We start from the raw sequence: 19,393 nt of genomic DNA on the forward strand, positions 1-19,393 counted from the left end.
GGCGGCGTGCCCCGACTGTCCGCCGGCCCGCGATGGCTTGTCAACGACAAGCGATGGCGCATTGCATCATCGGCACGCGGCGGCGACCCCGCAGAGCGGCGTGAGCTTCGCTGCTGTCGCGCCACGCCAGCCGCCACTCACCCAGGCCTCCTCATGTCCGCAATGACCCGCGCGCGCCCGGCGTTGCTGCTGCTCGATTTCGACGGCGTGCTGGCGCGCTACACGCGTGCCGACCGCATCGCCGCGCTGGCCGCGCACTGCCGCTGCGAGGCCGCACAGGTCCGCGAGGTCCTGTTCGGTTCCGGACTGGAGACCGCCTACGACGGCGGCGAACTCGACACCGCCGCCTACCTGCAGCGATTGAGCGCGGGCCTGGGCGCCGCGGTGGACGCGGACGCGTGGATCGCCGCGCGGGTGGCGGCCAGCCGCGCCGACGCCGGCGTGGTCGCGCAGGTGCTGGCCGTCGCCGAGCGCGTGGCCATCGGCGTGCTGACCAACAACGGTGCGCTGATGGCGCAGGCGATGCCGCAGATCGTGCCCGCGCTGTTTCCGCTGCTGCACGGGCGCGTGCTGTGCAGCGGCCGCCTGGGCGGGCGCAAGCCGGAGGCGACGGTGTATCGGCACGCGCTGGCGCACTTCGATGTCGCCCCGCGGCAGGCGCTGTTCATCGACGACCTGTTCGTCAACGTGCGCGGCGCCCGCGCGATCGGCATGGCCGCGGAAACCGCCAGCGGCGCGCGCGCCCTGCGCCGCGCGCTGGCGCGGCACGGCCTGGGCTGAGTCGCCGGCTCAGCGCGCGGCGAGGTAGGCGCGCAGCGCGCTGCGCAACCGCGCCAGGCCTTCGCCCAGTTCGGCATCGGTGAGGTTGAGCGCAGGCACGAAGCGCAGCACGTCCGGGCCCGCCTGCAGGGTCAGCAAACCATGCGCGGCGGCGTGGTCGAGGATGGCGCCGGCCTGTCCGGCATGCGCCGGCGCCAGCACCGCACCCAGCATCAGCCCGCGGCCGCGAACCTGCGAGAACAACGCGAACTCGTCGTTGAGCGCCGCCAGGCCGGCACGCAGCGCCGCCGATTGCCGCGACACGTTGGCGGCGATCGCCGTCGAGGCCAGCTTGCGCAGCGCCACCCGCGCCACCGCCGCGGCCAGCGGGTTGCCGCCGAAGGTGGTGCCGTGCGCGCCGAACTGCATGGTCTCGGCGACCTTCGGCCCGGCCAGCAGCGCGCCGATCGGGAAGCCGCCGCCCAGCGCCTTGGCCAGGGTCACGATGTCGGGGACGATCTGGTCCTGCCAGTGCGCGAACAGGGTGCCGGTGCGGCCCATGCCGCACTGGATCTCGTCCAGCACCAGCAGCGCGCCGTGGTGGTCGCACAGGGCCCGCACCTGCGCCAGGAAGCCCGGCGCCGCCGGCATCACGCCGCCCTCGCCCTGCACCGGCTCCAGCATCACCGCGGCCACATCGCCGGCGGCCATCGCCGTTTCCAGCTGCACGATGTCGTTGAAGTCGACGTAGCGGAAACCGCCGGGCAGCGGCTCGTAGCCTTCCTGGTACTTGGGCTGCGCGGTGGCGGTCACCGCGGCCAGGGTGCGGCCGTGGAAGCTGCCGCGGAAGGTGACGATCACCCGCCGCTGCGGCGGACGGCCCTGGGCGGTGGCCCACTTGCGCACCAGCTTGATCGCCGCCTCGTTGGCCTCGGCGCCGGAATTGCACAGATACGCCTTCTCCGCGAAGCGCGAGGCCACCACCAGTTCCTCGACCAGGCGCAGCGGCGGCTCGCTGTAGAACACGTTGCTGGTGTGCCACAGCTTGCCGGCCTGTTCGAGCAGCGCCGCCTGCAGATCCGGATCGTTGTGGCCGAGCCCGCACACGGCGATGCCGGCGGACAGGTCGATGTAGTCGCGCCCCTCGCTGTCCCACACCCGCGCGCCCTGGCCGCGCTCCAGCACCAGTTGGCGCGGACGGTAGATCGGCAGCGCGTAGCGTTGGCCGAGGGCGATCAGCTCCGCGGCGGAAGAAGCGGTCATCGAGGCAGTCCTGCGGGGAAAGCGCCGATTATAAGACCGCCGGCAGCGCTCGGCCGGGGACTGCCGGCCGCCGCCTGGACCGACGGGGCGGCAGGCTGCTGTGCCACACCGCCGCCGCCCGCGCGCGTGCCACAGCAACCCCGCCAGGCCGTTGCTCGACATGTGGAAGGGACTTCAGTCCCGACGCGTCAGCGCGACGGCGTCGGGGCGGAAGCCCCTCCCACAGGGGGCTCTCCGGCAGCCGCGTCGCATCCGATCAGGAGGCCGCCTGCCGCGGCGCGCGCGCCCGCGACCGCAAGGCGGCTCGGGTAGCATGGGCGCATGCGATTTTTCCTCGATTCCCCGCTCGCCCCGGCGACCGAGCACGGCTGGCGGCGCCGCTGGTTCGACATCATCTATCGGCACGACACCACGCCTTCGCGCAACTTCGACCTGTTGCTGGTCGCGGCGATCCTGGCCAGCGTCGCGGTGATCCTGGTCGACAGCGTGCCGGCGCTGCACAGCCGTTACGCCGGCGCGCTGTACGTGCTGGAGTGGGGCTTCACCGTGCTGTTCACCGCCGAGTACGCTTTGCGCCTGGCCACGGTGCAGCGGCCGCTGCGCTACGCGCTGAGCTTCTGGGGCGTGATCGACCTGTTGTCGATCCTGCCCACCTACATCTCGTTTCTGCTGCCCGGCGCGCAGACCCTGCTGGTGGTGCGCGTGCTGCGGGTGCTGCGGCTGTTCCGCATCCTCAAGCTGACCCGCTACGTCGAGGAAAGCAGCCTGCTGGTCGATGCGTTGTGGCGCAGCCGGCGCAAGGTGTTCGTGTTCCTGTTCACGGTGATCACCCTGGTGGTGATCTTCGGCGCGCTGATGTACGTGGTCGAAGGCCCGGCCAACGGCTTCAGCAGCATCCCCACCGCGATGTACTGGGCGGTGGTGACGATGGCCACGGTCGGCTTCGGCGACATCGCCCCGCTCACCCCGCTGGGCCGCGCCATCACCTCGGTGCTGATCCTGATCGGCTACAGCATCATCGCCGTGCCCACCGGCATCTACACCGCCGAACTGGCCAACAGCCTGCGCGATGCCGACCGCAGCCGCGCGCCGGATCGACGCACCTGCGCGCACTGCGGCCTGCAAGGCCACGACAGCAACGCCGGCTATTGCCGGGGCTGCGGCCAGGCGTTGCCCGAGACGGTGCCCTGAGCCCTTACCAGACGCCCGTGTTCGGCATCGACGCCCACGGCTCGGCCGGCGCCAGCGCCTCGCCCTTCTGCAGCAGCTCGATCGAGATCAGGTCCGGGCTGCGCACGAAGGCCATGCGCCCGTCGCGCGGCGGACGGTTGATGGTCACGCCGAGCGACTGCAGGTGCGCGCAAAGGGCGTAGATGTCGTCGACCTCGAAGGCCAGGTGGCCGAAGTTGCGGGCGCTGCCGTAGTCCTCGTCCGAGCCCCAGTTGTAGGTCAGTTCGACCTCGGCTTCCGGGTTCTCCGGCGCGCCGAAGTACACCAGGGTGAACTTGCCGGCTTCGTTCTCGATGCGGCGGGTTTCGTGCAGGCCCAGGCCTTCGGTGAAGAACTTGCTGGTCTTCTCCAGGTCGTGGACGCGGATCATGGCGTGCAGGTATTTCATCGTGACAACTCCGAGGGTGGGGGATGGGACGCGTGCCGTACCGCAATGGCGCGCGGAAAGGGCGCATAGGGTAGCGCCGGCGGCGTGCAGGCATGGCGATGCCGCGGCGGGACCGGTTCAGCGGAAATAGCAGGCCTTCAACGGCAGCGCCGCCGCGCCCACCGCGCTGGCATCGGCGGTGGCCGCGGCCGGCAGCAGCACCGGCAACGGCCGCGCCTGGCCGCGGCGCGGCTGGTTGTCGATGCGCACGTGCGGAATCAGCCGCGTCGCCAGCTCGCGCGGCATGCGCCCGCCGAAAACCACCGCCTGCGGATCGAAGATCGCCACGATCGCCGACACGATCAGCGACAGGCCCGGCGCCACCCGCGCGATCCAGCGCTCGATCGCCGGCCACGCCGGATCGTAGGCGGCCAGCAGCGCGCGGATGTCGGGCAGCGCGATGCCGTCCTCGGCCAGCAGTTGCCGCAACAGTTCCAGCGTGCCGCGCTCCAGCCCCTGCTGCGGCAGCATGCCGGCGAATTCGCCGGCGTTGCCGTGCGCGCCGCGCAGGCAGGTGCCGTCGATCACCACGCCACCGCCCAGGCCGTAATTGAAGTGCAGATAGGCGAAGTCGCGGTATTGGCGGCCGATGCCGAGAAGGCTCTCGCCGGCCGCCGCCACCGTGCCGTCGTTGTCCACCCACACCGGCAGGCCCAGCGCCTCGGCCAGCCAGTCGCCGATCGACAGCTCGCCCAGCGCGCGCAGCGGCTCGGGCGGATTCATGTGCACACCGTCCTCGACGAAGAAGCCGGTCATCGCCACCCCCGCGCCCAGGCGCGGACCCAGCCCGGCGCCGGCCGCCGCGGTCAGCGCCGCATCCGCCTCGCGCAGTTGCGCCAGCAGCGCGGCCGGCTCGGTCGAGCGCAGCGCATGCTCGGCGGTGCCGCGGATCTGCCCGCTGAAATCCAGCAATGCCAGCGACAGCGCGTCGGTCGCGATCGCATAGCCGACGGTGTGGCCGTAGCCGGGATTGAGCGCGATGCCCGCGCCCGGCTTGCCGCGGCCCGCGTGCGCCAGCGAGGCGCCGATCGCGACCAGGCCGCGCTCGGCCAGCGCGTCGACCAGGCGCACCGCCGACTGCACGGTCAGCCCGGTGCTGCGGCTGAGATCGGCGCGGGTGGCGGTGCCGGCCAGGCGCAGGCGATCGAGCATGTGCCGCTCGTTGTCGCTGAGATCGGCGTGGATGGCGTGGCGGGACTCGGGAAGACGCGGCAGGGCGACGGCGACTGGAGCGGGCATGGGCGGCGGTGGCATCAAGACCCGGGCAGCATAGCCGCGCCGCGCGTGGTCATCGCGGCAGCGAACGCGATCGGATGGAACAGAGCGTTTTTGCAACGCGTCGCCGCGCGTAGCCGGCGCGTTGCGATCATGGCCTCGCAACGCCCGCAACGCGCAGCCGCGGCACACCCGGCACCACGGCCACGCCGGGTCTCAGTCCAGGAACAGATCCGGCAGCAGCGGCTGCGAGGGATCCAGCGCATAGCCGGACAGGTCGTGCACCCCGGCCTCGGCCAGCACCGCGTCGTCGATCAGGAACTGGCCATAGAAACCGGCCGCCGGCCGGGTCAGCACGGCGTGCGCAGCGTCGGCCATGATCTCCGGGCGGCGGCCGTTGCCGGCGTCGACGCCGGGAATCATTTTCAGCGCCTCGGTGGCGATCAGCGTGCGCGGCCACAGCGCATTGACGGCAACCCCCTGCGGGCCGAACTCGCCGGCCAGGCCGAGGGTGACGAAGCTCATGCCCATCTTCGCCAGCGTGTAGCCGGTATGCGGCGCCCACCACTTCGGGTCCAGCGACGGCGGCGGCGCCAGGGTCAGGATGTGCGGGTTGGCGCTGCGCAGCAGGTGCGGCAGGCAGGCCTGCGCGCACAGGAAACTGCCGCGCGCATTGACCTGCTGCATTAGGTCGAAGCGCTTCATCGGCGTGTCCAGCGCACCGCGCAGCCAAATCGCGCTGGCGTTGTTGACCAGGATGTCGATGCCGCCGAAGGCCTCCACCGTCGCCGCCACCGCCGCACGCACCTGCTCCTCCTCGCGGATGTCGCACTTCAGCGCCAGCGCGCGTCCACCGGCCGCCTCCACCGCCGCCGCGGCGGTGTGGATGGTGCCGGGCAGCTTGGGATTGGGCACCGCCGACTTCGCTGCGATCGCCACATTGGCGCCATCGCGCGCCGCCCGCAGCGCGATCGCCAGCCCGATGCCGCGCGAGGCGCCGGTGATTAGGAGGGTTTTACCTTGTAGGGTCACGGGATTGGGGAGTCGGGATTGGGGATTCGCAAAAGCTTAGCGCCTTGCCGTCCCCGCCAGTGCAACGTCAGACGCCGCCATACGCTGTTGCCAATCCCCAATCCCGAATCCCCAATCCCGGCCCCTCAGGGCTTCGGCCCCTGCCCCTCGTTGTCTTCCCACTTGAGCAGGCGCCGGGTGACGAAGCGGTACACCGGCTTGCCGCTGGCGAACCACAGTTCGCGCACCCAGGAATGGCGCTTGAGCAGGCGCCGCTCGACCGGGGTCAGCGCGTGCGCGCAGTACATGCGCTTGTGCTTGAGCAGATGGCGCAGGTCTTCACGCGCCAGCAGGCGCATCCAGCGCGAACGCGGCGCGCCGCGCACGGCCAGCTGGAAATCGATCAGCGCCGGGCTGCCGTCGGCCAGCACCAGCCAGTTGGCCTCCTTGGCCAGGTCGTTGTGCGCCACCCCGCGCCGGTGCACCTGCTGCAGCAGGCGCCGCGCGGCGCGGAAGTAGGCCAGGTCGCCGCGCGGCGGCCGCTGGTACATCGCCGCGCCGTCCAGATAACTGCGGTCCAGGAAGGTGCCATCCCAGCCGCGCAGCTGCGGCGCCGCCGCCATGCCGTTCAGCTGCCGCAAGGCGAGCGCCTCGCGCCGCGCCAGCCACCATGCGGGCAGGCGCAGCCACCACGGCGAGGCGGTGAGGTCGCGGCGGACGAAGCGCGCCTCGCCCTCGCCCAGCAGCAGGATGCGGCCGAAGCTGTCGGCCTTGAGGATCTGGACGGTGCGGGAAGCGGGGGCAGGCATCCGGCCAGTGTAGAGCGTGCGACGCGGTTTGACGGGTCTGCACGGTCGCCCGTCACTCCAGGCAGGCACCTGGTCCGGTGCTGCTCACCTGGGCGTCGTGCCAGGCGCCACCGCACGCCGCGCGTGCGTGACGCCGCCGCCCTGCGAAGCGACGGCGTCACGCACCGGCCTCGGCGCGGCGGCGCTGCCATCCCCGGCACGGGACGGCGACAACGACGCGCCCGACGCCGGACCAGGTCTGCCGGGCGGCCCGGTTGCGCAAGGCCGGTCGCCCGACACGGCACCCCGGCGCTAACGGACCGTCATCGTGCTCCCTCTATACTTGCCCGATGAATGCCTCATGGACCGATGCCACGCTGGAGTGGATCGCAGCACACCCCATCCTGGCCGGCGCGGTCATTTTCGCCATCGCGTTCTGCGATGCGGTCATCATCCTCGGCACCCTGGTGCCGGCGCTGCCGCTGCTGTTCGCAATCGGCGTGCTGATCGGCCTGGGCCAGATCTCCGGCCCGTACGCGGTGGTCAGCGCCGCGCTCGGCGCGCTGATCGGCGATGCGCTCAGCTACTGGGTCGGCTATCGCTGGGGCCATCAGCTGCGCAACTACTGGCCGTTCAAGCGCTATCCGCAGTTGCTCGACCGCGGCGAGGCGATGTTCCGCCGCAATGCCTTCAAGAGCATCCTGGTGGCGCGCTATGTCGGCGCCATCCGTCCGTTCGTGCCGGCGGTGGCGGGCATGATGAAGATGCCGCTGCGGCGCTATCTGCTGCCCAGCAGCGTGGCCGCGGTGACCTGGTCGCTGCTGTTCCTGGGACCGGGCTGGCTGCTGGGCCAGGCCTACGACGCGGTGGCCGCGGTCGCTGGGCGCCTGTTCCTGGTGCTGGGCCTGCTGGCGCTGGCGCTGGGCCTGGTGTGGGCCATCGTGCTGTACGGCTACCGCTGGTCGGCCGGGCACATGGACGCACTGCTGGCGCGCGGCCTGGACTGGTCGCGCCGGCACCCGGTGCTGGGCCGCTACTCGATCGCGGTGTTCGACCCGCAGCGCCGCGAATCGGTGCCGCTGGCGATGCTGGCGGTGATGCTGCTGGCGCTGGGCTGGGGCTGGTTCGCGCTGCTGATGGTGGTGGTGGCGCACGGCGAGCCGCTGCGCCTGGACCTGGCCGTGCACGACCTGATGCTGGCCCTGCGCAACCCGCTGGCCGACTATCCGATGACCGCACTGGCCTCGCTCGGCGACTGGCAGGTGCTGCTGCCGCCGACCGCTTTGGGCCTGCTCTACCTGGCCTGGCGCCGGCGCTGGATGGCCGCGGCGCACTGGCTGGCGGCACTGGCGTTCGGCCTGGCCCTCACCAAGCTGCTCGGCACCACCGTGCACGTGGTGCGGCCGCCGGCGGCCAGCAGCGGTTTCGGCTTCCCCTCGGTGGCGGTGACCATGGCCACCATCAGTTTCGGCTTCTTCGCAGTGCTGATCGCGCGCGAACTGCCGGGGCGGTCGCGGGTGTGGCCGTACCTGCTGTCCGGCGCGGTGGTGACCCTGATCGGCTTCGCCCGCCTGTACCTGGGCGCGCACTGGCTCAGCGACGTGGTCGGCGGCATGCTGTTCGGCATCTTCTGGCTGCTGGTGCTGGGCATCGCCTACCGCCGCCGCTTCAACCGCGGGTTCTGGATGAAGCCGCTGGCCTGGCTGTTCTACGGCGGCTTCGCGATCGCCGCGCTGTGGTACGCGCCGCGCCAGCTGGAACGCAAGCTGGCCAAGTTCGAACCGCCGCCGCCGCAGGTCACGCAACTGGCGGACGCGGCCTGGTGGCAGCACGACTGGCGCACCCTGCCGTCGCGGCGCAACGAGTTCGACGACGACCAACGCTGGCCGTTGGACATCCAGGTGGCCGGGCCACTGGCGCCGCTGCAGCGCCAGCTCGAAGCGGCCGGCTGGCGCGTGCAGCCGCAGGCCGGCTGGCAGCAGGCGCTGCAGTTGCTCGACTACAAGGCCACGCCGGCGCAGGTGCCGGTGCTGCCGGCGACGCTGGACACGCGGGTCGAATCGCTACTGATGCTGCGCCCCGGCCCGAATCCGGACGAGCTGTACGCGCTGCGCCTGTGGCCGGCGCCGGCCCGCCTGCAGCCGGGCAACGTGCCGCTGTGGCTGGGCAGCGCGCAGAGCCTGCGCTACGAACGCCACTTCAACCTGATCGGGTTGTGGCGGCCGCTGCGCGGCGCCGATCCGGCGCTCAACGCCGTGACCGAGGCGCTGCACGCGCTGCCCACGCGCAAGGACATGCACCGCCGCAGCGAGATCCCGGTGCTGCTGGTACGCAGCGAAGGCGAAGCGCCGCCGTCGCCCTGAGCGGCGGCGGCGTTACGCCTCAACCCCTCTCGAACCGATCGGTGCCACACCGGCGCTGCGCCGCTCTGCAGGCGCCGGCGGCGGGCGATGGCGGCTACTTCACCTCGACACGGATCGAACGCGAGTCGGTGGCACGGTCCTCCCAATGCCGCGAGTAGACGAGATCGATCGCGCCGCTGCCGTGATCGGTGGCCTTGAAGGTGTAGGTGACAGTGCTGGGGCAACCCATGCGACCGGTGGCGCAGGCCGTGCCGGGTGCATGCTCGATGTCGAGCAGCGCCAGCGGCGCGGGCAAGCTGCGCAAGGCCCAGGCACTGCCGGTCGACCCGTTTTCGGAGAGGGTGACCGCGAACAGTTGCCCGCGCTGCAGGGCGAACGGCTTCATCGACGGCGCCAGGCAGGTCTTGGGCGACACCTGATCGGCATTGCCGGTGACCAGGGCGATGGAACCGCGCGGGCAGTCGGCCTGGCCGGCTGCGGCTGCGGGCGCGGGGGCCGTCTCGGCAGCGATGGCGGGCAGGCTCGGACAGCCGCCGGCGGACAGCAACAACAGGAGGAAGGAACGCCTCATACGAAGTCCTCGATCGTGCGTGGATAGGACGTCAGGCCGCCAGGGCGGGATGCCGTTGCCGGCGGCCGGGCGCGGCCGCCGATCGCTGCCAAGCGTGGCCCGCGCCTGCTAGCGGCGCGCTGAATGCCGGCTGCGGCGCGCACGTGGCCCGCCTGTGGCATGACCCATCGAGAACAACGCGCGGCGATCGTGGCGATGATGGCGCAGCGCCGCACGGATGCCGGCCGCCGCGCTCCACGTCAGGCCAGGACGGCGACACCGCCCTCGCCTGCCTCGCTCAGGGAATCCAGGCCAGCAACTGATCCAGCCGCGCATGCGGGTCGTCTTCCTGCAGCAGCGACAGGCGCTGGCGTTCGTCCAGCGGCAGCAGTTCGGCCATGCGCCAGCCGACCCAGGCGGCCTGGTCGAGCTGGCGCGGACCGGCCAGCGGATACACCGCGGCGGCCTGGTCGAGAATGCTGTCGAGTACCGTCGCCAACAGCGCGTGCTGCGGACGCAGTTCGTCGTCGCCATCGGCCTCGCGCCATTCCACGTCGCCGACCACCAGGCCGTTGTCGCGGACCCGGCTGCGCAGCACGTGGAAGCGCCGCGCGCCGCGCAGGCTCAGCACCAGCACGCCATCGGCGCCGACATCGAAATCGACGATGCGCGCCTCGGTGCCGAACGCCGCCGGCACCGCCGGGGCGCCGGTCTCGCTGCCGTCCAGGATCAGGCACACGCCGAAGCCGCTGTCGCTGCGCCCACATTCGCGGACCAGGTCCAGATAGCGGCGCTCGAACACCCGCAGCTTGATCGAGGCGCCGGGCAGCAACACCGCGTGCAGCGGGAACAGCGGCAGCGTGGTCCGCTGCGCGCTCACGCGCCGGCTCCGCCGTGCCCGACGACGCTCATTGCAGCGCGGCCAGGAAGCGCCGCGGCGCGCCGTCGAAGCCGCCGTTGGACATGAACACCACGTGGTCGCCCGCGCGCGCCTGTGCCTGCAGCGCGGCCAGCAGGGCGTCCACGTCGGCCGCCGCGCAGGCCTCGCCGCGCACCGCGGCGATCACCTTGCCCGCATCCCAGGCCAGCTCCGGCCGCTGCAGGAACACCACCGCGTCGGCGGCCTCCAGCGACGGCGCCAGCGCTTCGGCATGCGCACCCAGCCGCATCGAATTGCTGCGCGGCTCCATCGCCACCACGATGCGCGCGGCGCCGACCTTGGCGCGCAGGCCTTCGAGCGTGGTGCGGATGGCGGTGGGATGATGGGCGAAGTCGTCGTACACGGTGATGCCCTGCGCCTGGCCGAGCACTTCCAGACGCCGCTTGACGCTGCGGAAGCGCGCCAGCGCCGGCATCACCTGCGCCGGCGCCACGCCCACCGCATGGGCGGCGGCCAGCGCGGCCAGCGCGTTCATCACGTTGTGGCGGCCGAGCAGCGGCCAGTCCACCTCGCCCAGTTCGCGGCCCTGGTGCAGCACCGCGAAGCGGCTACCATCGGCGGCGATCAGACGCGCGCTCCAGTCGAAGCCGGGATCGAAGCCGAAACGCTCCACCGGGGTCCAACAGCCCATCGCCAGCACCTCGCGCAGGTGCGCGTCCTCGCCGTTGACGATCAGCCGGCCGCGGCGCGGCACGGTCCGCACCAGATGGTGGAACTGGCGCTGGATCGCGGCGACGTCGGGGAAGATGTCGGCGTGGTCGTATTCGAGGTTGTTGAGGATCGCCACCAGCGGCCGGTAGTGCACGAACTTGCTGCGCTTGTCGAAGAACGCGGTGTCGTACTCGTCGGCCTCGACCACAAACAGCGGGCGGCCCGCCAGGGCCGGCCCCTGCTGTCCTTCTCCCCCCGGGAGAAGGTGGCGCGCAGCGCCGGCTGCGGGTTCGGCAGCCGCACGCCCCAGCCGCGCGGACACGCCGAAGTCCTCGGCCACACCGCCGATCAGAAAGCCCGGCTCGCGCCCGGCCGCCTGCAGCAGCCAGGTCAGGATGCTGGTGGTGGTGGTCTTGCCGTGGGTGCCGGCCACGGCCAGGGTGTCGCGTCCCGGCAGCACCTGCTCGCTCAGCCATTGCGCGCCGGAGGTGTAGGCGCGCCCGGCGTCGAGCACCGCCTCCACCGCCGCATTGCCGCGCGACAGCGCGTTGCCGACGATCACCTGGTCGCAGTCAGCGGCGATGTGCTCGGGCAGGTAGCCCTGCTTCAGCGCGATGCCCAGGTGTTCCAGCTGCGTGGACATTGGCGGGTAGATCGCCTGGTCGCTGCCCTCGACCGCATGGCCGAGTTCGCGCGCCAGCGCGGCGACACCGCCCATGAACGTACCGGCGATGCCGAGAATATGGATCTTGCTCATGGCCCGATTGTCGCCGATCCCCCGACGCACGCAAACCGGCGCAGGCGCGGCGGTTGGCCGTGGCAGGCGGGCCGCGAGGCCGATCCGGGGCAATCGTGGCGCGGCGCCGTCAAGTAGGGAATCCCCCACATCCGCTGAGGAAAGTCCCCGATAGGCAAGTCGGGAGCCGACGCCGAGAATGAACGGGCCAGCCTCGACACCCTGTGGTTCTACTCCCCAAGAGACCATCCCCAAGGGAGCTCATGTCGTGGGGCTCTGAGCAAGCCCGTTCGCTGGCACCTTCTTCCTCCGATCCCGGCCCTCCATTGGCAGGCGGGATGCGCGCCCACGGTGGCTACTCGCTGTGCGCAGCGCAGCAGGACATGTCCTTACGTCGCTTTAGCGCCGCAGGAGCGGCTTCAGCCGCGACGGGCCTTAGCAGGTATGCGTGTCGCGGCGGAAACCGCTCGTACGGGCGGGCGTTGCGCGTGGTGACGGGAGGCGCACCGCCACCGGTACGGCGCCGTCTGCACGACCGGCACCCGCGGCGGGCGCCGGCGTGCCGTGCCGCCTCAGCGGCCGATCGCCGCCAGGATGCGGGCGAGCACCTCGTCCAGCGAGCCGACGCCATCGACCCGCGCCAGCGTGCCGCGCTTGTCGTAGAAGCCGATCACCGGCGCGGTCGAATCGGTGTAGACCTGCAGGCGCTTGCGCACCGACTCGGGATTGTCGTCCTCGCGGCCTTCGGCCTTGGCGCGGCCGGCGATGCGCTCGACCAGCAGTTCGTTGGCCACGTCCAGCTGCACCACCGCGTCCAGCGGCTGGCCGAGCTTGGCCAGCAGTTCGTCCAGCGCGCCGGCCTGGGCCAGGTTGCGCGGGTAGCCGTCGAGGATGAAGCCGTTGCGCACGTCGTCGCGGCCGAGGCGCGATTCGAGCATGCCGAGCAGGATGTCGTCGGAGACCAGGTCGCCGCGCGCCATCACTTCCTTGGCCTGCACGCCCAGCGGGGTGCCGGCGGCGACTTCGGCGCGCAGCAGATCGCCGGTGGAAATGTGCGGGATCTGCAGCTTGTCCTTCAGGCGGGCCGCCTGCGTGCCCTTGCCCGATCCGGGCGGTCCCAACAGAACCAATCGCATCAACCTGACTCCTCGAGGAAAGTACCGTGCGCGGCCGGCGGCGTTAGACTCGGGGGCCACGCCTGCGCTGCACCGCTAGAGCCCCAGCTTACCGCATCCAGGCAATGTCCCGGCAATGTCCCCACCCCAGGAGCGAACCCCGACCATGGCCCAAGGCACCCTGCTGTACGCCCAGTCCGGCGGCGTCACCGCCGTCATCAACGCCAGCGCCGCCGCCGTCATCGGCGAAGCGCGGGCGCGCAAGGTCAAGGTGCTGGCCGCGCGCAACGGCATCCTCGGCGCGCTGCGCGAGGACCTGATCGACACCTCCAAGGAGTCGGCGGCGGCGATCGCCGCGCTGGCCCATACGCCCGGCGGCGCGTTCGGCTCGTGCCGCTACAAGCTCAAGTCGCTGGAAGCCGACCGCGCCAAGTACGAGCGCCTGCTGCAGGTACTGCAGGCGCACGACGTGCGCTACTTCCTCTACAACGGCGGCAACGATTCGGCCGACACCGCGTGGAAGGTGTCGCAGCTGGCGCAGGCGTTCGGCTACCCGCTGCACTGCATCGGCGTGCCCAAGACCATCGACAACGACCTGGCGGTCACCGACACCTGCCCGGGCTTCGGCTCGGCGGCCAAGTACACCGCGGTGTCGGTGCGCGAGGCGGCGCTGGACGTGGCGGCGATGGCGGAGACCTCGACCAAGGTATTTGTCTACGAGGCCATGGGCCGCCATGCCGGCTGGCTGGCCGCCGCGGCCGGACTGGCCGCGCAATCGCCGGACGACGCGCCGCAGATCATCCTGTTCCCCGAACGCGCCTACGACGAGGCCGCCTTCCTGGCGCAGGTGCGCAAGGTGGTGGACAAGGTCGGCTGGTGCGTGGTGGTGGCCAGCGAAGGCATCCAGACCGCCGACGGCCGCTTCGTCGCCGATGCCGGCGGCGGCACCGATGCGTTCGGACACAGCCAGCTCGGCGGCGTGGCGTCCTACCTGGCCGGCAAGGTCAAGGCCGAACTCGGCTACAAGGTGCACTGGACACTGCCCGACTACCTGCAGCGTTCGGCCCGCCACCTCGCCTCGCGCACCGACTGGGAGCAGGCGCAGGCGGTCGGCAAGGCCGCGGTGCAGTTCGCGCTGAAGGGCATGAACGCGGTGATGCCGGCGATCGTGCGCAGCAGCGATGCGCCGTACCGCTGGAAGATCGAGGCGGCACCACTGCACAAGGTCGCCAACCACGAGAAGAAGATGCCAGCCGGTTTCCTGCGCAAGGACGGCTTCGGCATCACCGAGAAGGCGCGCCGCTATCTGCAGCCGCTGATCCGCGGCGAGGCGCCGCTGCCCTACGGCACGGATGGGCTGCCCAAGTACGTGGCGCTGAAGAACGTGGCGGTGAAGAAGAAGCTGCCGGCCTGGGAGGGCTGACAGCGCGGGCGCACGATCGGCATGACGTCATCGGCGCATGCCGTCGCGCGCGGGATGTCGCCGTTGGCGCCAGCCTCTGCAGGCGCTGCGCCGGACGATCGGGGGACGCGACAGGACGCTGCAGGGATCCTGACGCATCCACCACGGATGTCGGATTGCCTGCAGCTTGAGAGAAGACGAGGCCACCAGGATGCGCGACACGCACGAAGACCCAAGCAGCGCGTGCGGCCACGTGCGCTTCGATTGGCACAGCGACCCAATCACCCGTGCGACGCCGGTGGACGAGCACTATCGCAACACACAGAACGTGCGCCGCTTCCTCGTGACCATGTGCGGCGACGGCTTCGCGTTCGATCGCGCGTTCATGGCCTGGATCAGGAATGGCGTCGCCAAGACCATGGGCGACGTCGCCGACGAATGGCAGCGACGGCACACCGGCACCGTGCCGACCTGAGGCACCGCGCGCGCCGCATGCGACGGATCGGCGACGGTCAAGAACTGCGACAGCAACGCAAAGCGCAAAGCCGCCAAGCCTGTCCTGGATCCTGCTTTACGCAGGCATCCAGGGATCGCATGCGCCGTGCCTGTGCGGCCTCACGACAGCCACGTTACCGTGGCGCATACGCAGCGCCGGTCTCGGCCGCCCTGCCTGCGCGATGCAGGGCGTGACGGCCGAGGCGGCTCGACAATCTTCCCGCTCAGCGGCAGGCCTTGCCTTCCACCGTCATCTGCGCGGTGAACTGCGGCACCTGCGGGACCTTGCCGGCGGCCGCCTGCTGCTTGGCCTCTTCCAGATAGATCCGCGACTGGCCCTGACCATCGCGCTCGGTGTTCAGCGCCACCGGCTTGCGCCACACCCGCACCACCGCCTGCTGCGACGGACAGGCGGCGCTGGGCACGCGGATCAGATCGTTGAACTTCCAACCGGTGGCCTCGCTGGGCTTGGCCTGGTCGAACTCGACCAGCCTGGCGCGCGGCTGGCAGGTCGGGCTGCTGCGCACCGCGGAGAAGCGGTAGGGCTGCGCCGCATCGCCGGTGTACTCGCCCTCGAAGCGCACGCAGGCCTCGGGGATCTGGCGGATGGTATGCACCACGCCCACCGCCTGCGGCGCGCTGGCCGGGCGCTGCAGTTCCGGGGTCGGGTCGGCGGCTGCAGCGGCCAGCGGCGCCAGCGCACACAGGCCGAGGGCCAGGATCGAGGCGCGTGCGCGCAGCCTTGGGGAAATCGTCGATTGCATCGGAGGGCTCCTGGGAAGCGATGCGCCACGCTGCCACGCACAGACTGAACCGCACGCCAAAAGTGAGACGCCCTGCCTGGTCGCTGGCGGCATCACGGAGGCAGGCGCATACTCGCCCACGTTCAGGCCAGATGACATTGCGATACGCACCAGCGGCGCGCGTTGTGGCCGCGGAGTCGTTGCATGCTTCAGCTCCTACGGTGTGATCCCCCGGTATGTCCAGCGCTTGGGCGCCATCCACATCCTTGGGAGGGGTCATGCTGGAACGATATGCAGTCACCGTGGCACTGGCGTGCGCGGCTCTGGCGGTGCTCTACGGCATCGTCTCCACGCGCTGGATCCTGGCGCAGCCTGCCGGCAACGAACGCATGCGGCAGATCGCCGATGCGATCCAGGAAGGCGCCCGCGCCTACCTCAACCGCCAATACCTGACCATCGCCATCGCCGGCGCGGTGCTGCTGGTGCTGGTCGGGGTGTTCCTGAACTGGTACACCGCCGGCGGCTTCGCGATCGGTGCGGTGCTGTCGGGGGTCGCCGGCTACATCGGCATGAACCTGTCGGTGCGGGCCAACGTACGTACCGCCGAGGCGGCGCGGCGCGGGCTGGCGCCGGCGATGGCGGTGGCGTTCCGTGGTGGCGCGATCACCGGCATGCTGGTGGTCGGGCTGGGCCTGATCGGCGTGGCCGGCTACTACGGCCTGCTGCAATGGCTGGGACACAGCGTGGGCGACAGCCTGCATGCGCTGGTCGGCCTGGCCTTCGGCAGTTCGCTGATCTCGATCTTCGCGCGCCTGGGCGGCGGCATCTTCACCAAGGGCGCCGATGTCGGCGCGGACCTGGTCGGCAAGGTCGAGGCCGGCATCCCCGAGGACGACCCGCGCAACCCGGCGGTGATCGCCGACAACGTCGGCGACAACGTCGGCGACTGCGCCGGCATGGCCGCCGACCTGTTCGAGACCTACGCGGTCACGGTGATCGCGACGATGCTGCTGGGCGGGCTGATGGCCGCCGAGGCGGGGCGCAACGCGGTGCTGTATCCGCTGGTGCTGGGCGGGGTGTCGATCGTCGCCTCGATCGTCGGCACCTTCTTCGTGCGCGTGCGCCCGGGCGGCTCGATCATGGGCGCGCTGTACAAGGGCGTGGTGGTCTCGGCGGTGCTGGCGGCGCTGGCGTTCTGGCCGGTGACCCAGCAACTGATGGGCGACACCGCCGCCGGTGCCGGCAAGCTCTACGGCTGCGCGCTGATCGGCCTGGCGCTGACCGGGCTGATCGTGTGGATCACCGAGTACTACACCGGCACCCAGTACAAGCCGGTGCAGCACGTGGCGCAGGCCTCGACCACCGGCCATGGCACCAACATCATCGCCGGCCTGGGCATCTCGATGAAGTCCACCGCGCTGCCGGTGATCGCGGTGTGCGCGGCGATCTGGGGCGCATTCGCCCTGTCCGGCCTGTACGGCATCGCCATCGCCGCGACCGCGATGCTGTCGATGGCCGGCATGATCGTGGCGCTGGACGCCTACGGCCCGATCACCGACAACGCCGGCGGCATCGCCGAAATGGCGGAACTGCCGCCGGAGGTGCGCGCGGTCACCGACCCGCTGGATGCGGTCGGCAACACCACCAAGGCGGTGACCAAGGGCTATGCGATCGGCTCGGCGGCGCTGGCGGCGCTGGTGCTGTTCGCCGACTACACCCACAACCTGCGCGCCGCGCATCCCACCGAGACCTTCGCCTTCGACCTGTCCGACCACACGGTGATCATCGGCCTGCTGATCGGCGGCCTGATCCCCTACCTGTTCGGCGCGATGGCGATGGAAGCGGTGGGCCGCGCCGCCGGCGCGGTGGTGGAGGAAGTCCGACGGCAGTTCCGCGAGATCCCCGGGATCATGCAGGGCACCGGCAAGCCGCAGTACGACCGCGCCGTCGACATGCTGACCCGCTCGGCGATCCGGGAAATGATCGTCCCGTCGCTGCTGCCGGTGGCGGTGCCGGTCGTGGTGGGCCTGTTGCTGGGCCCACGCGCACTCGGCGGCCTGCTGATCGGCACCATCGTCACCGGGCTGTTCGTGGCCATCTCCATGACCACCGGCGGCGGCGCCTGGGACAACGCCAAGAAGTACATCGAGGACGGCCATTTCGGCGGCAAGGGCAGCGAGGCGCACAAGGCCGCGGTCACCGGCGACACCGTCGGCGACCCGTACAAGGACACCGCCGGCCCGGCGATCAATCCGCTGATCAAGATCATCAACATCGTGGCGTTGCTGCTGGTGCCGCTGCTGTAGCCACACGCGCAGCGGGCGTCGGCGACATGCCCGGTGCCTGCTGCGCGTCCTTTGCCGCTACAGGCAGTCGATCAGACCGTCGTTGATGCTGTGCTCGCTGTGCGGCAGCGGCGCGAACAGCGGCCGCTCGCCCGACAGCGCCGCATACAGCGCGTGCAGCCGGGTCTGCGGCTGCAGCGGGGTCCGGCAGTGCCAAAGCCGCGCATCGACCACGACCCGGCCGGTGTCCGCATCGATACTGGCCTCGCTGGCGCCGAAGCTCCAGATGCACTCCCCGATCACCCCGTCGCGCTGGCGCACCGAGCAGCGATAGCGCAGCGGCCGGTAGTCGCTGTAGTCGCCTTCGCAGAAGGTGTCGCCGCAGAGCTGGTCGAAGTCGTGCGCCAGCCGTCGCTCCAGGTCGGAGAACGCCTCCCAGCCCTCGCCCGGGGCGGGATAGTCCATCGCATCCACGTAGGCCGGTTGCGCCTGTTGCGCCTGCGCAGCGCCGCAGGCCAGGACCAGCACCGCCAGCAGCGGCAGCATCGATTGCCGGATTCCGTTCATCGTCTTGCTCCTTGGGTGGGGACAGTGGCCACAGGATCGCCGCCACCCGATTCCGGCACCATCGGAATGCGCCCCATGCGGGCCGGTATGGAGTCCGAAACCGCTGTAGGAATCCTCCGAACCGCCGTGCGCTGCATTGCAACAGCCAACCGACTAGAATGCCTGCCTCTTTAGAAGCCACTCCACTGGAGCTAGCGCATGGGTCTGGAACTGGTCACCTCCGGCAAGAACCTGCCGGAAGAAATCAACGTCGTCATCGAAATCCCGAAGGATTCCGAGCCGGTCAAGTACGAAGTGGACAAGGCCAGCGGCGCCATCTTCGTCGACCGCATCCTCTCCACCCCGATGCGCTACCCGTGCAACTACGGCTACGTGCCCAATACCCTGTGCGGCGACGGCGACCCGGCCGACGTGCTGGTGGTGCTGCCGCTGCCGCTGGTGCCCGGCTGCGTGGTGCGCTGCCGCCCGGTCGGCGTGCTGAAGATGAGCGACGAGGCCGGCAGCGACGAGAAGATCCTGGCGGTGCCGGTGGCCAAGGTGTTCCAGGGCTATGCGCACATCGAGGACATCACCCAGGTGTCCGGCCACTGGATGGAGCGCATCGGCCACTTCTTCGAGCACTACAAGGACCTGGAGAAGGGCAAGTGGGTCAAGCTCGACGGCTGGGGCAACGCCGAGGAAGCCAAGCGCATCCTGCGCGAGTCCGTGACCCGCTTCGAAGCCGGCGCCTGAGCCGCCGCCACGGCGGGGCGCCGCCGCCCCGCCGTGGCTGATCCGTTTCACGTTTTGCCGTTGCCGGGGCGCCGCCCTTCGGGGTTTGCGGTACATTGCGCCATGGCATCACCGAGCCCGG

At 70.9% G+C, this 19,393-nt stretch carries 18 protein-coding genes; 7 read left to right on the plus strand and 11 right to left on the minus strand.

Annotated features, from left to right (window positions below):
- The first annotated feature begins 162 nt into the window (after window positions 1–162).
- Window positions 163–780, plus strand: a complete 618-nt coding sequence (locus tag SLW52_RS09250) for an HAD-IA family hydrolase (RefSeq protein WP_320740286.1) — start codon at window positions 163–165, stop codon at window positions 778–780.
- A gap of 9 nt (window positions 781–789) precedes the next feature.
- On the opposite strand, the gene SLW52_RS09255 is transcribed toward SLW52_RS09250, so the two are convergent.
- Window positions 790–2,022, minus strand: coding sequence for an acetylornithine transaminase (locus SLW52_RS09255; protein WP_267122069.1), 1,233 nt, complete (start codon window positions 2,020–2,022; stop codon window positions 790–792).
- A gap of 321 nt (window positions 2,023–2,343) precedes the next feature.
- Here SLW52_RS09255 and SLW52_RS09260 point away from each other — a divergent pair, with 321 nt between their 5' ends.
- The gene (locus SLW52_RS09260; protein ID WP_320740285.1) at window positions 2,344–3,213 is read left to right on the plus strand and encodes an ion transporter; all 870 of its coding nucleotides are present in this window, start codon (window positions 2,344–2,346) and stop codon (window positions 3,211–3,213) included.
- 4 nt (window positions 3,214–3,217) lie between these two features.
- On the opposite strand, the gene SLW52_RS09265 is transcribed toward SLW52_RS09260, so the two are convergent.
- The 4 genes from SLW52_RS09265 to SLW52_RS09280 form a co-directional block, all read right to left on the minus strand.
- The gene (locus SLW52_RS09265; RefSeq protein ID WP_242160544.1) at window positions 3,218–3,640 is read right to left on the minus strand and encodes a VOC family protein; all 423 of its coding nucleotides are present in this window, start codon (window positions 3,638–3,640) and stop codon (window positions 3,218–3,220) included.
- Between the two features lie 117 nt (window positions 3,641–3,757).
- Entirely contained in the window at window positions 3,758–4,918 is a 1,161-nt protein-coding gene (locus tag SLW52_RS09270) for an ROK family transcriptional regulator (protein ID WP_026144674.1), read from the minus strand.
- Between the two features lie 192 nt (window positions 4,919–5,110).
- A complete protein-coding gene (locus SLW52_RS09275; protein ID WP_267124486.1) occupies window positions 5,111–5,926 on the minus strand; it encodes an NAD(P)-dependent oxidoreductase in 816 nt (271 codons plus the stop codon).
- 125 nt (window positions 5,927–6,051) lie between these two features.
- On the minus strand, window positions 6,052–6,714 hold the full coding sequence (locus SLW52_RS09280; RefSeq protein WP_320740284.1) for a serine/threonine-protein kinase: 663 nt from the start codon (window positions 6,712–6,714) through the stop codon (window positions 6,052–6,054).
- Between the two features lie 329 nt (window positions 6,715–7,043).
- Between SLW52_RS09280 and SLW52_RS09285 the strand changes: the two genes are divergently transcribed.
- Window positions 7,044–9,056 carry a bifunctional DedA family/phosphatase PAP2 family protein gene (locus tag SLW52_RS09285; RefSeq protein ID WP_017910496.1) on the plus strand — a complete coding sequence of 671 codons (2,013 nt, stop codon included), beginning with the start codon at window positions 7,044–7,046 and terminating at the stop codon, window positions 9,054–9,056.
- A 94-nt stretch (window positions 9,057–9,150) separates the two neighbouring features.
- On the opposite strand, the gene SLW52_RS09290 is transcribed toward SLW52_RS09285, so the two are convergent.
- The 4 genes from SLW52_RS09290 to SLW52_RS09305 form a co-directional block, all read right to left on the minus strand.
- On the minus strand, window positions 9,151–9,627 hold the full coding sequence (locus tag SLW52_RS09290; protein ID WP_320740283.1) for a protease inhibitor I42 family protein: 477 nt from the start codon (window positions 9,625–9,627) through the stop codon (window positions 9,151–9,153).
- Window positions 9,628–9,904: 277 nt separating this feature from the next.
- Window positions 9,905–10,486, minus strand: a complete 582-nt coding sequence (locus tag SLW52_RS09295) for an LON peptidase substrate-binding domain-containing protein (RefSeq protein ID WP_017917492.1) — start codon at window positions 10,484–10,486, stop codon at window positions 9,905–9,907.
- Between the two features lie 28 nt (window positions 10,487–10,514).
- Window positions 10,515–11,954, minus strand: a complete 1,440-nt coding sequence (gene mpl / locus SLW52_RS09300; protein WP_320740282.1) for a UDP-N-acetylmuramate:L-alanyl-gamma-D-glutamyl-meso-diaminopimelate ligase — start codon at window positions 11,952–11,954, stop codon at window positions 10,515–10,517.
- A 551-nt stretch (window positions 11,955–12,505) separates the two neighbouring features.
- Window positions 12,506–13,069 (minus strand): adenylate kinase, encoded by a 564-nt coding sequence (locus tag SLW52_RS09305; protein ID WP_010343370.1) that lies wholly within the window; start codon window positions 13,067–13,069, stop codon window positions 12,506–12,508.
- 145 nt (window positions 13,070–13,214) lie between these two features.
- On the opposite strand from SLW52_RS09305, the gene SLW52_RS09310 reads away from it, so the two are divergent.
- Window positions 13,215–14,471 carry a 6-phosphofructokinase gene (locus SLW52_RS09310; protein WP_152235838.1) on the plus strand — a complete coding sequence of 419 codons (1,257 nt, stop codon included), beginning with the start codon at window positions 13,215–13,217 and terminating at the stop codon, window positions 14,469–14,471.
- A gap of 190 nt (window positions 14,472–14,661) precedes the next feature.
- Window positions 14,662–14,925: a DUF6434 domain-containing protein gene (locus SLW52_RS09315; protein WP_320740281.1), complete on the plus strand. Its 264-nt coding sequence runs from the start codon at window positions 14,662–14,664 to the stop codon at window positions 14,923–14,925.
- Between the two features lie 244 nt (window positions 14,926–15,169).
- On the opposite strand, the gene SLW52_RS09320 is transcribed toward SLW52_RS09315, so the two are convergent.
- Window positions 15,170–15,709, minus strand: a complete 540-nt coding sequence (locus tag SLW52_RS09320; RefSeq protein ID WP_148829579.1) for a hypothetical protein — start codon at window positions 15,707–15,709, stop codon at window positions 15,170–15,172.
- A gap of 257 nt (window positions 15,710–15,966) precedes the next feature.
- On the opposite strand from SLW52_RS09320, the gene SLW52_RS09325 reads away from it, so the two are divergent.
- Window positions 15,967–17,994 carry a sodium-translocating pyrophosphatase gene (locus tag SLW52_RS09325; protein ID WP_320740280.1) on the plus strand — a complete coding sequence of 676 codons (2,028 nt, stop codon included), beginning with the start codon at window positions 15,967–15,969 and terminating at the stop codon, window positions 17,992–17,994.
- Between the two features lie 57 nt (window positions 17,995–18,051).
- Here SLW52_RS09325 and SLW52_RS09330 read toward each other — a convergent pair whose 3' ends face one another.
- Entirely contained in the window at window positions 18,052–18,540 is a 489-nt protein-coding gene (locus tag SLW52_RS09330) for a hypothetical protein (RefSeq protein WP_295941574.1), read from the minus strand.
- Window positions 18,541–18,738: 198 nt separating this feature from the next.
- Between SLW52_RS09330 and ppa the strand changes: the two genes are divergently transcribed.
- Entirely contained in the window at window positions 18,739–19,272 is a 534-nt protein-coding gene (ppa, locus tag SLW52_RS09335; RefSeq protein WP_017917485.1) for an inorganic diphosphatase, read from the plus strand.
- Window positions 19,273–19,393: the final 121 nt, after the last annotated feature.

It is taken from the genome of Xanthomonas sp. LF02-5 (assembly GCF_034105325.1).
In the GTDB taxonomy this organism is placed as follows: domain Bacteria; phylum Pseudomonadota; class Gammaproteobacteria; order Xanthomonadales; family Xanthomonadaceae; genus Xanthomonas_A; species Xanthomonas_A sontii.

Excerpts from the sequence above, each read along its gene's own strand:
- SLW52_RS09310 (WP_152235838.1), top strand. The coding sequence starts at position 13,215 with ATGGCCCAAGGCACCCTGCTGTACGCCCAGTCCGGCGGCGTCACCGCC.
- SLW52_RS09270 (WP_026144674.1), bottom strand. The coding sequence starts at position 4,918 with ATGCCCGCTCCAGTCGCCGTCGCCCTGCCGCGTCTTCCCGAGTCCCGC.
- SLW52_RS09265 (WP_242160544.1), bottom strand. The coding sequence starts at position 3,640 with ATGAAATACCTGCACGCCATGATCCGCGTCCACGACCTGGAGAAGACC.
- SLW52_RS09315 (WP_320740281.1), top strand. The coding sequence starts at position 14,662 with ATGCGCGACACGCACGAAGACCCAAGCAGCGCGTGCGGCCACGTGCGC.
- SLW52_RS09290 (WP_320740283.1), bottom strand. The coding sequence starts at position 9,627 with ATGAGGCGTTCCTTCCTCCTGTTGTTGCTGTCCGCCGGCGGCTGTCCG.
- SLW52_RS09280 (WP_320740284.1), bottom strand. The coding sequence starts at position 6,714 with ATGCCTGCCCCCGCTTCCCGCACCGTCCAGATCCTCAAGGCCGACAGC.
- SLW52_RS09305 (WP_010343370.1), bottom strand. The coding sequence starts at position 13,069 with ATGCGATTGGTTCTGTTGGGACCGCCCGGATCGGGCAAGGGCACGCAG.
- SLW52_RS09320 (WP_148829579.1), bottom strand. The coding sequence starts at position 15,709 with ATGCAATCGACGATTTCCCCAAGGCTGCGCGCACGCGCCTCGATCCTG.
- SLW52_RS09330 (WP_295941574.1), bottom strand. The coding sequence starts at position 18,540 with ATGAACGGAATCCGGCAATCGATGCTGCCGCTGCTGGCGGTGCTGGTC.
- SLW52_RS09250 (WP_320740286.1), top strand. The coding sequence starts at position 163 with ATGACCCGCGCGCGCCCGGCGTTGCTGCTGCTCGATTTCGACGGCGTG.
- ppa (WP_017917485.1), top strand. The coding sequence starts at position 18,739 with ATGGGTCTGGAACTGGTCACCTCCGGCAAGAACCTGCCGGAAGAAATC.
- mpl (WP_320740282.1), bottom strand. The coding sequence starts at position 11,954 with ATGAGCAAGATCCATATTCTCGGCATCGCCGGTACGTTCATGGGCGGT.
- SLW52_RS09255 (WP_267122069.1), bottom strand. The coding sequence starts at position 2,022 with ATGACCGCTTCTTCCGCCGCGGAGCTGATCGCCCTCGGCCAACGCTAC.
- SLW52_RS09325 (WP_320740280.1), top strand. The coding sequence starts at position 15,967 with ATGCTGGAACGATATGCAGTCACCGTGGCACTGGCGTGCGCGGCTCTG.
- SLW52_RS09285 (WP_017910496.1), top strand. The coding sequence starts at position 7,044 with ATGAATGCCTCATGGACCGATGCCACGCTGGAGTGGATCGCAGCACAC.
- SLW52_RS09260 (WP_320740285.1), top strand. The coding sequence starts at position 2,344 with ATGCGATTTTTCCTCGATTCCCCGCTCGCCCCGGCGACCGAGCACGGC.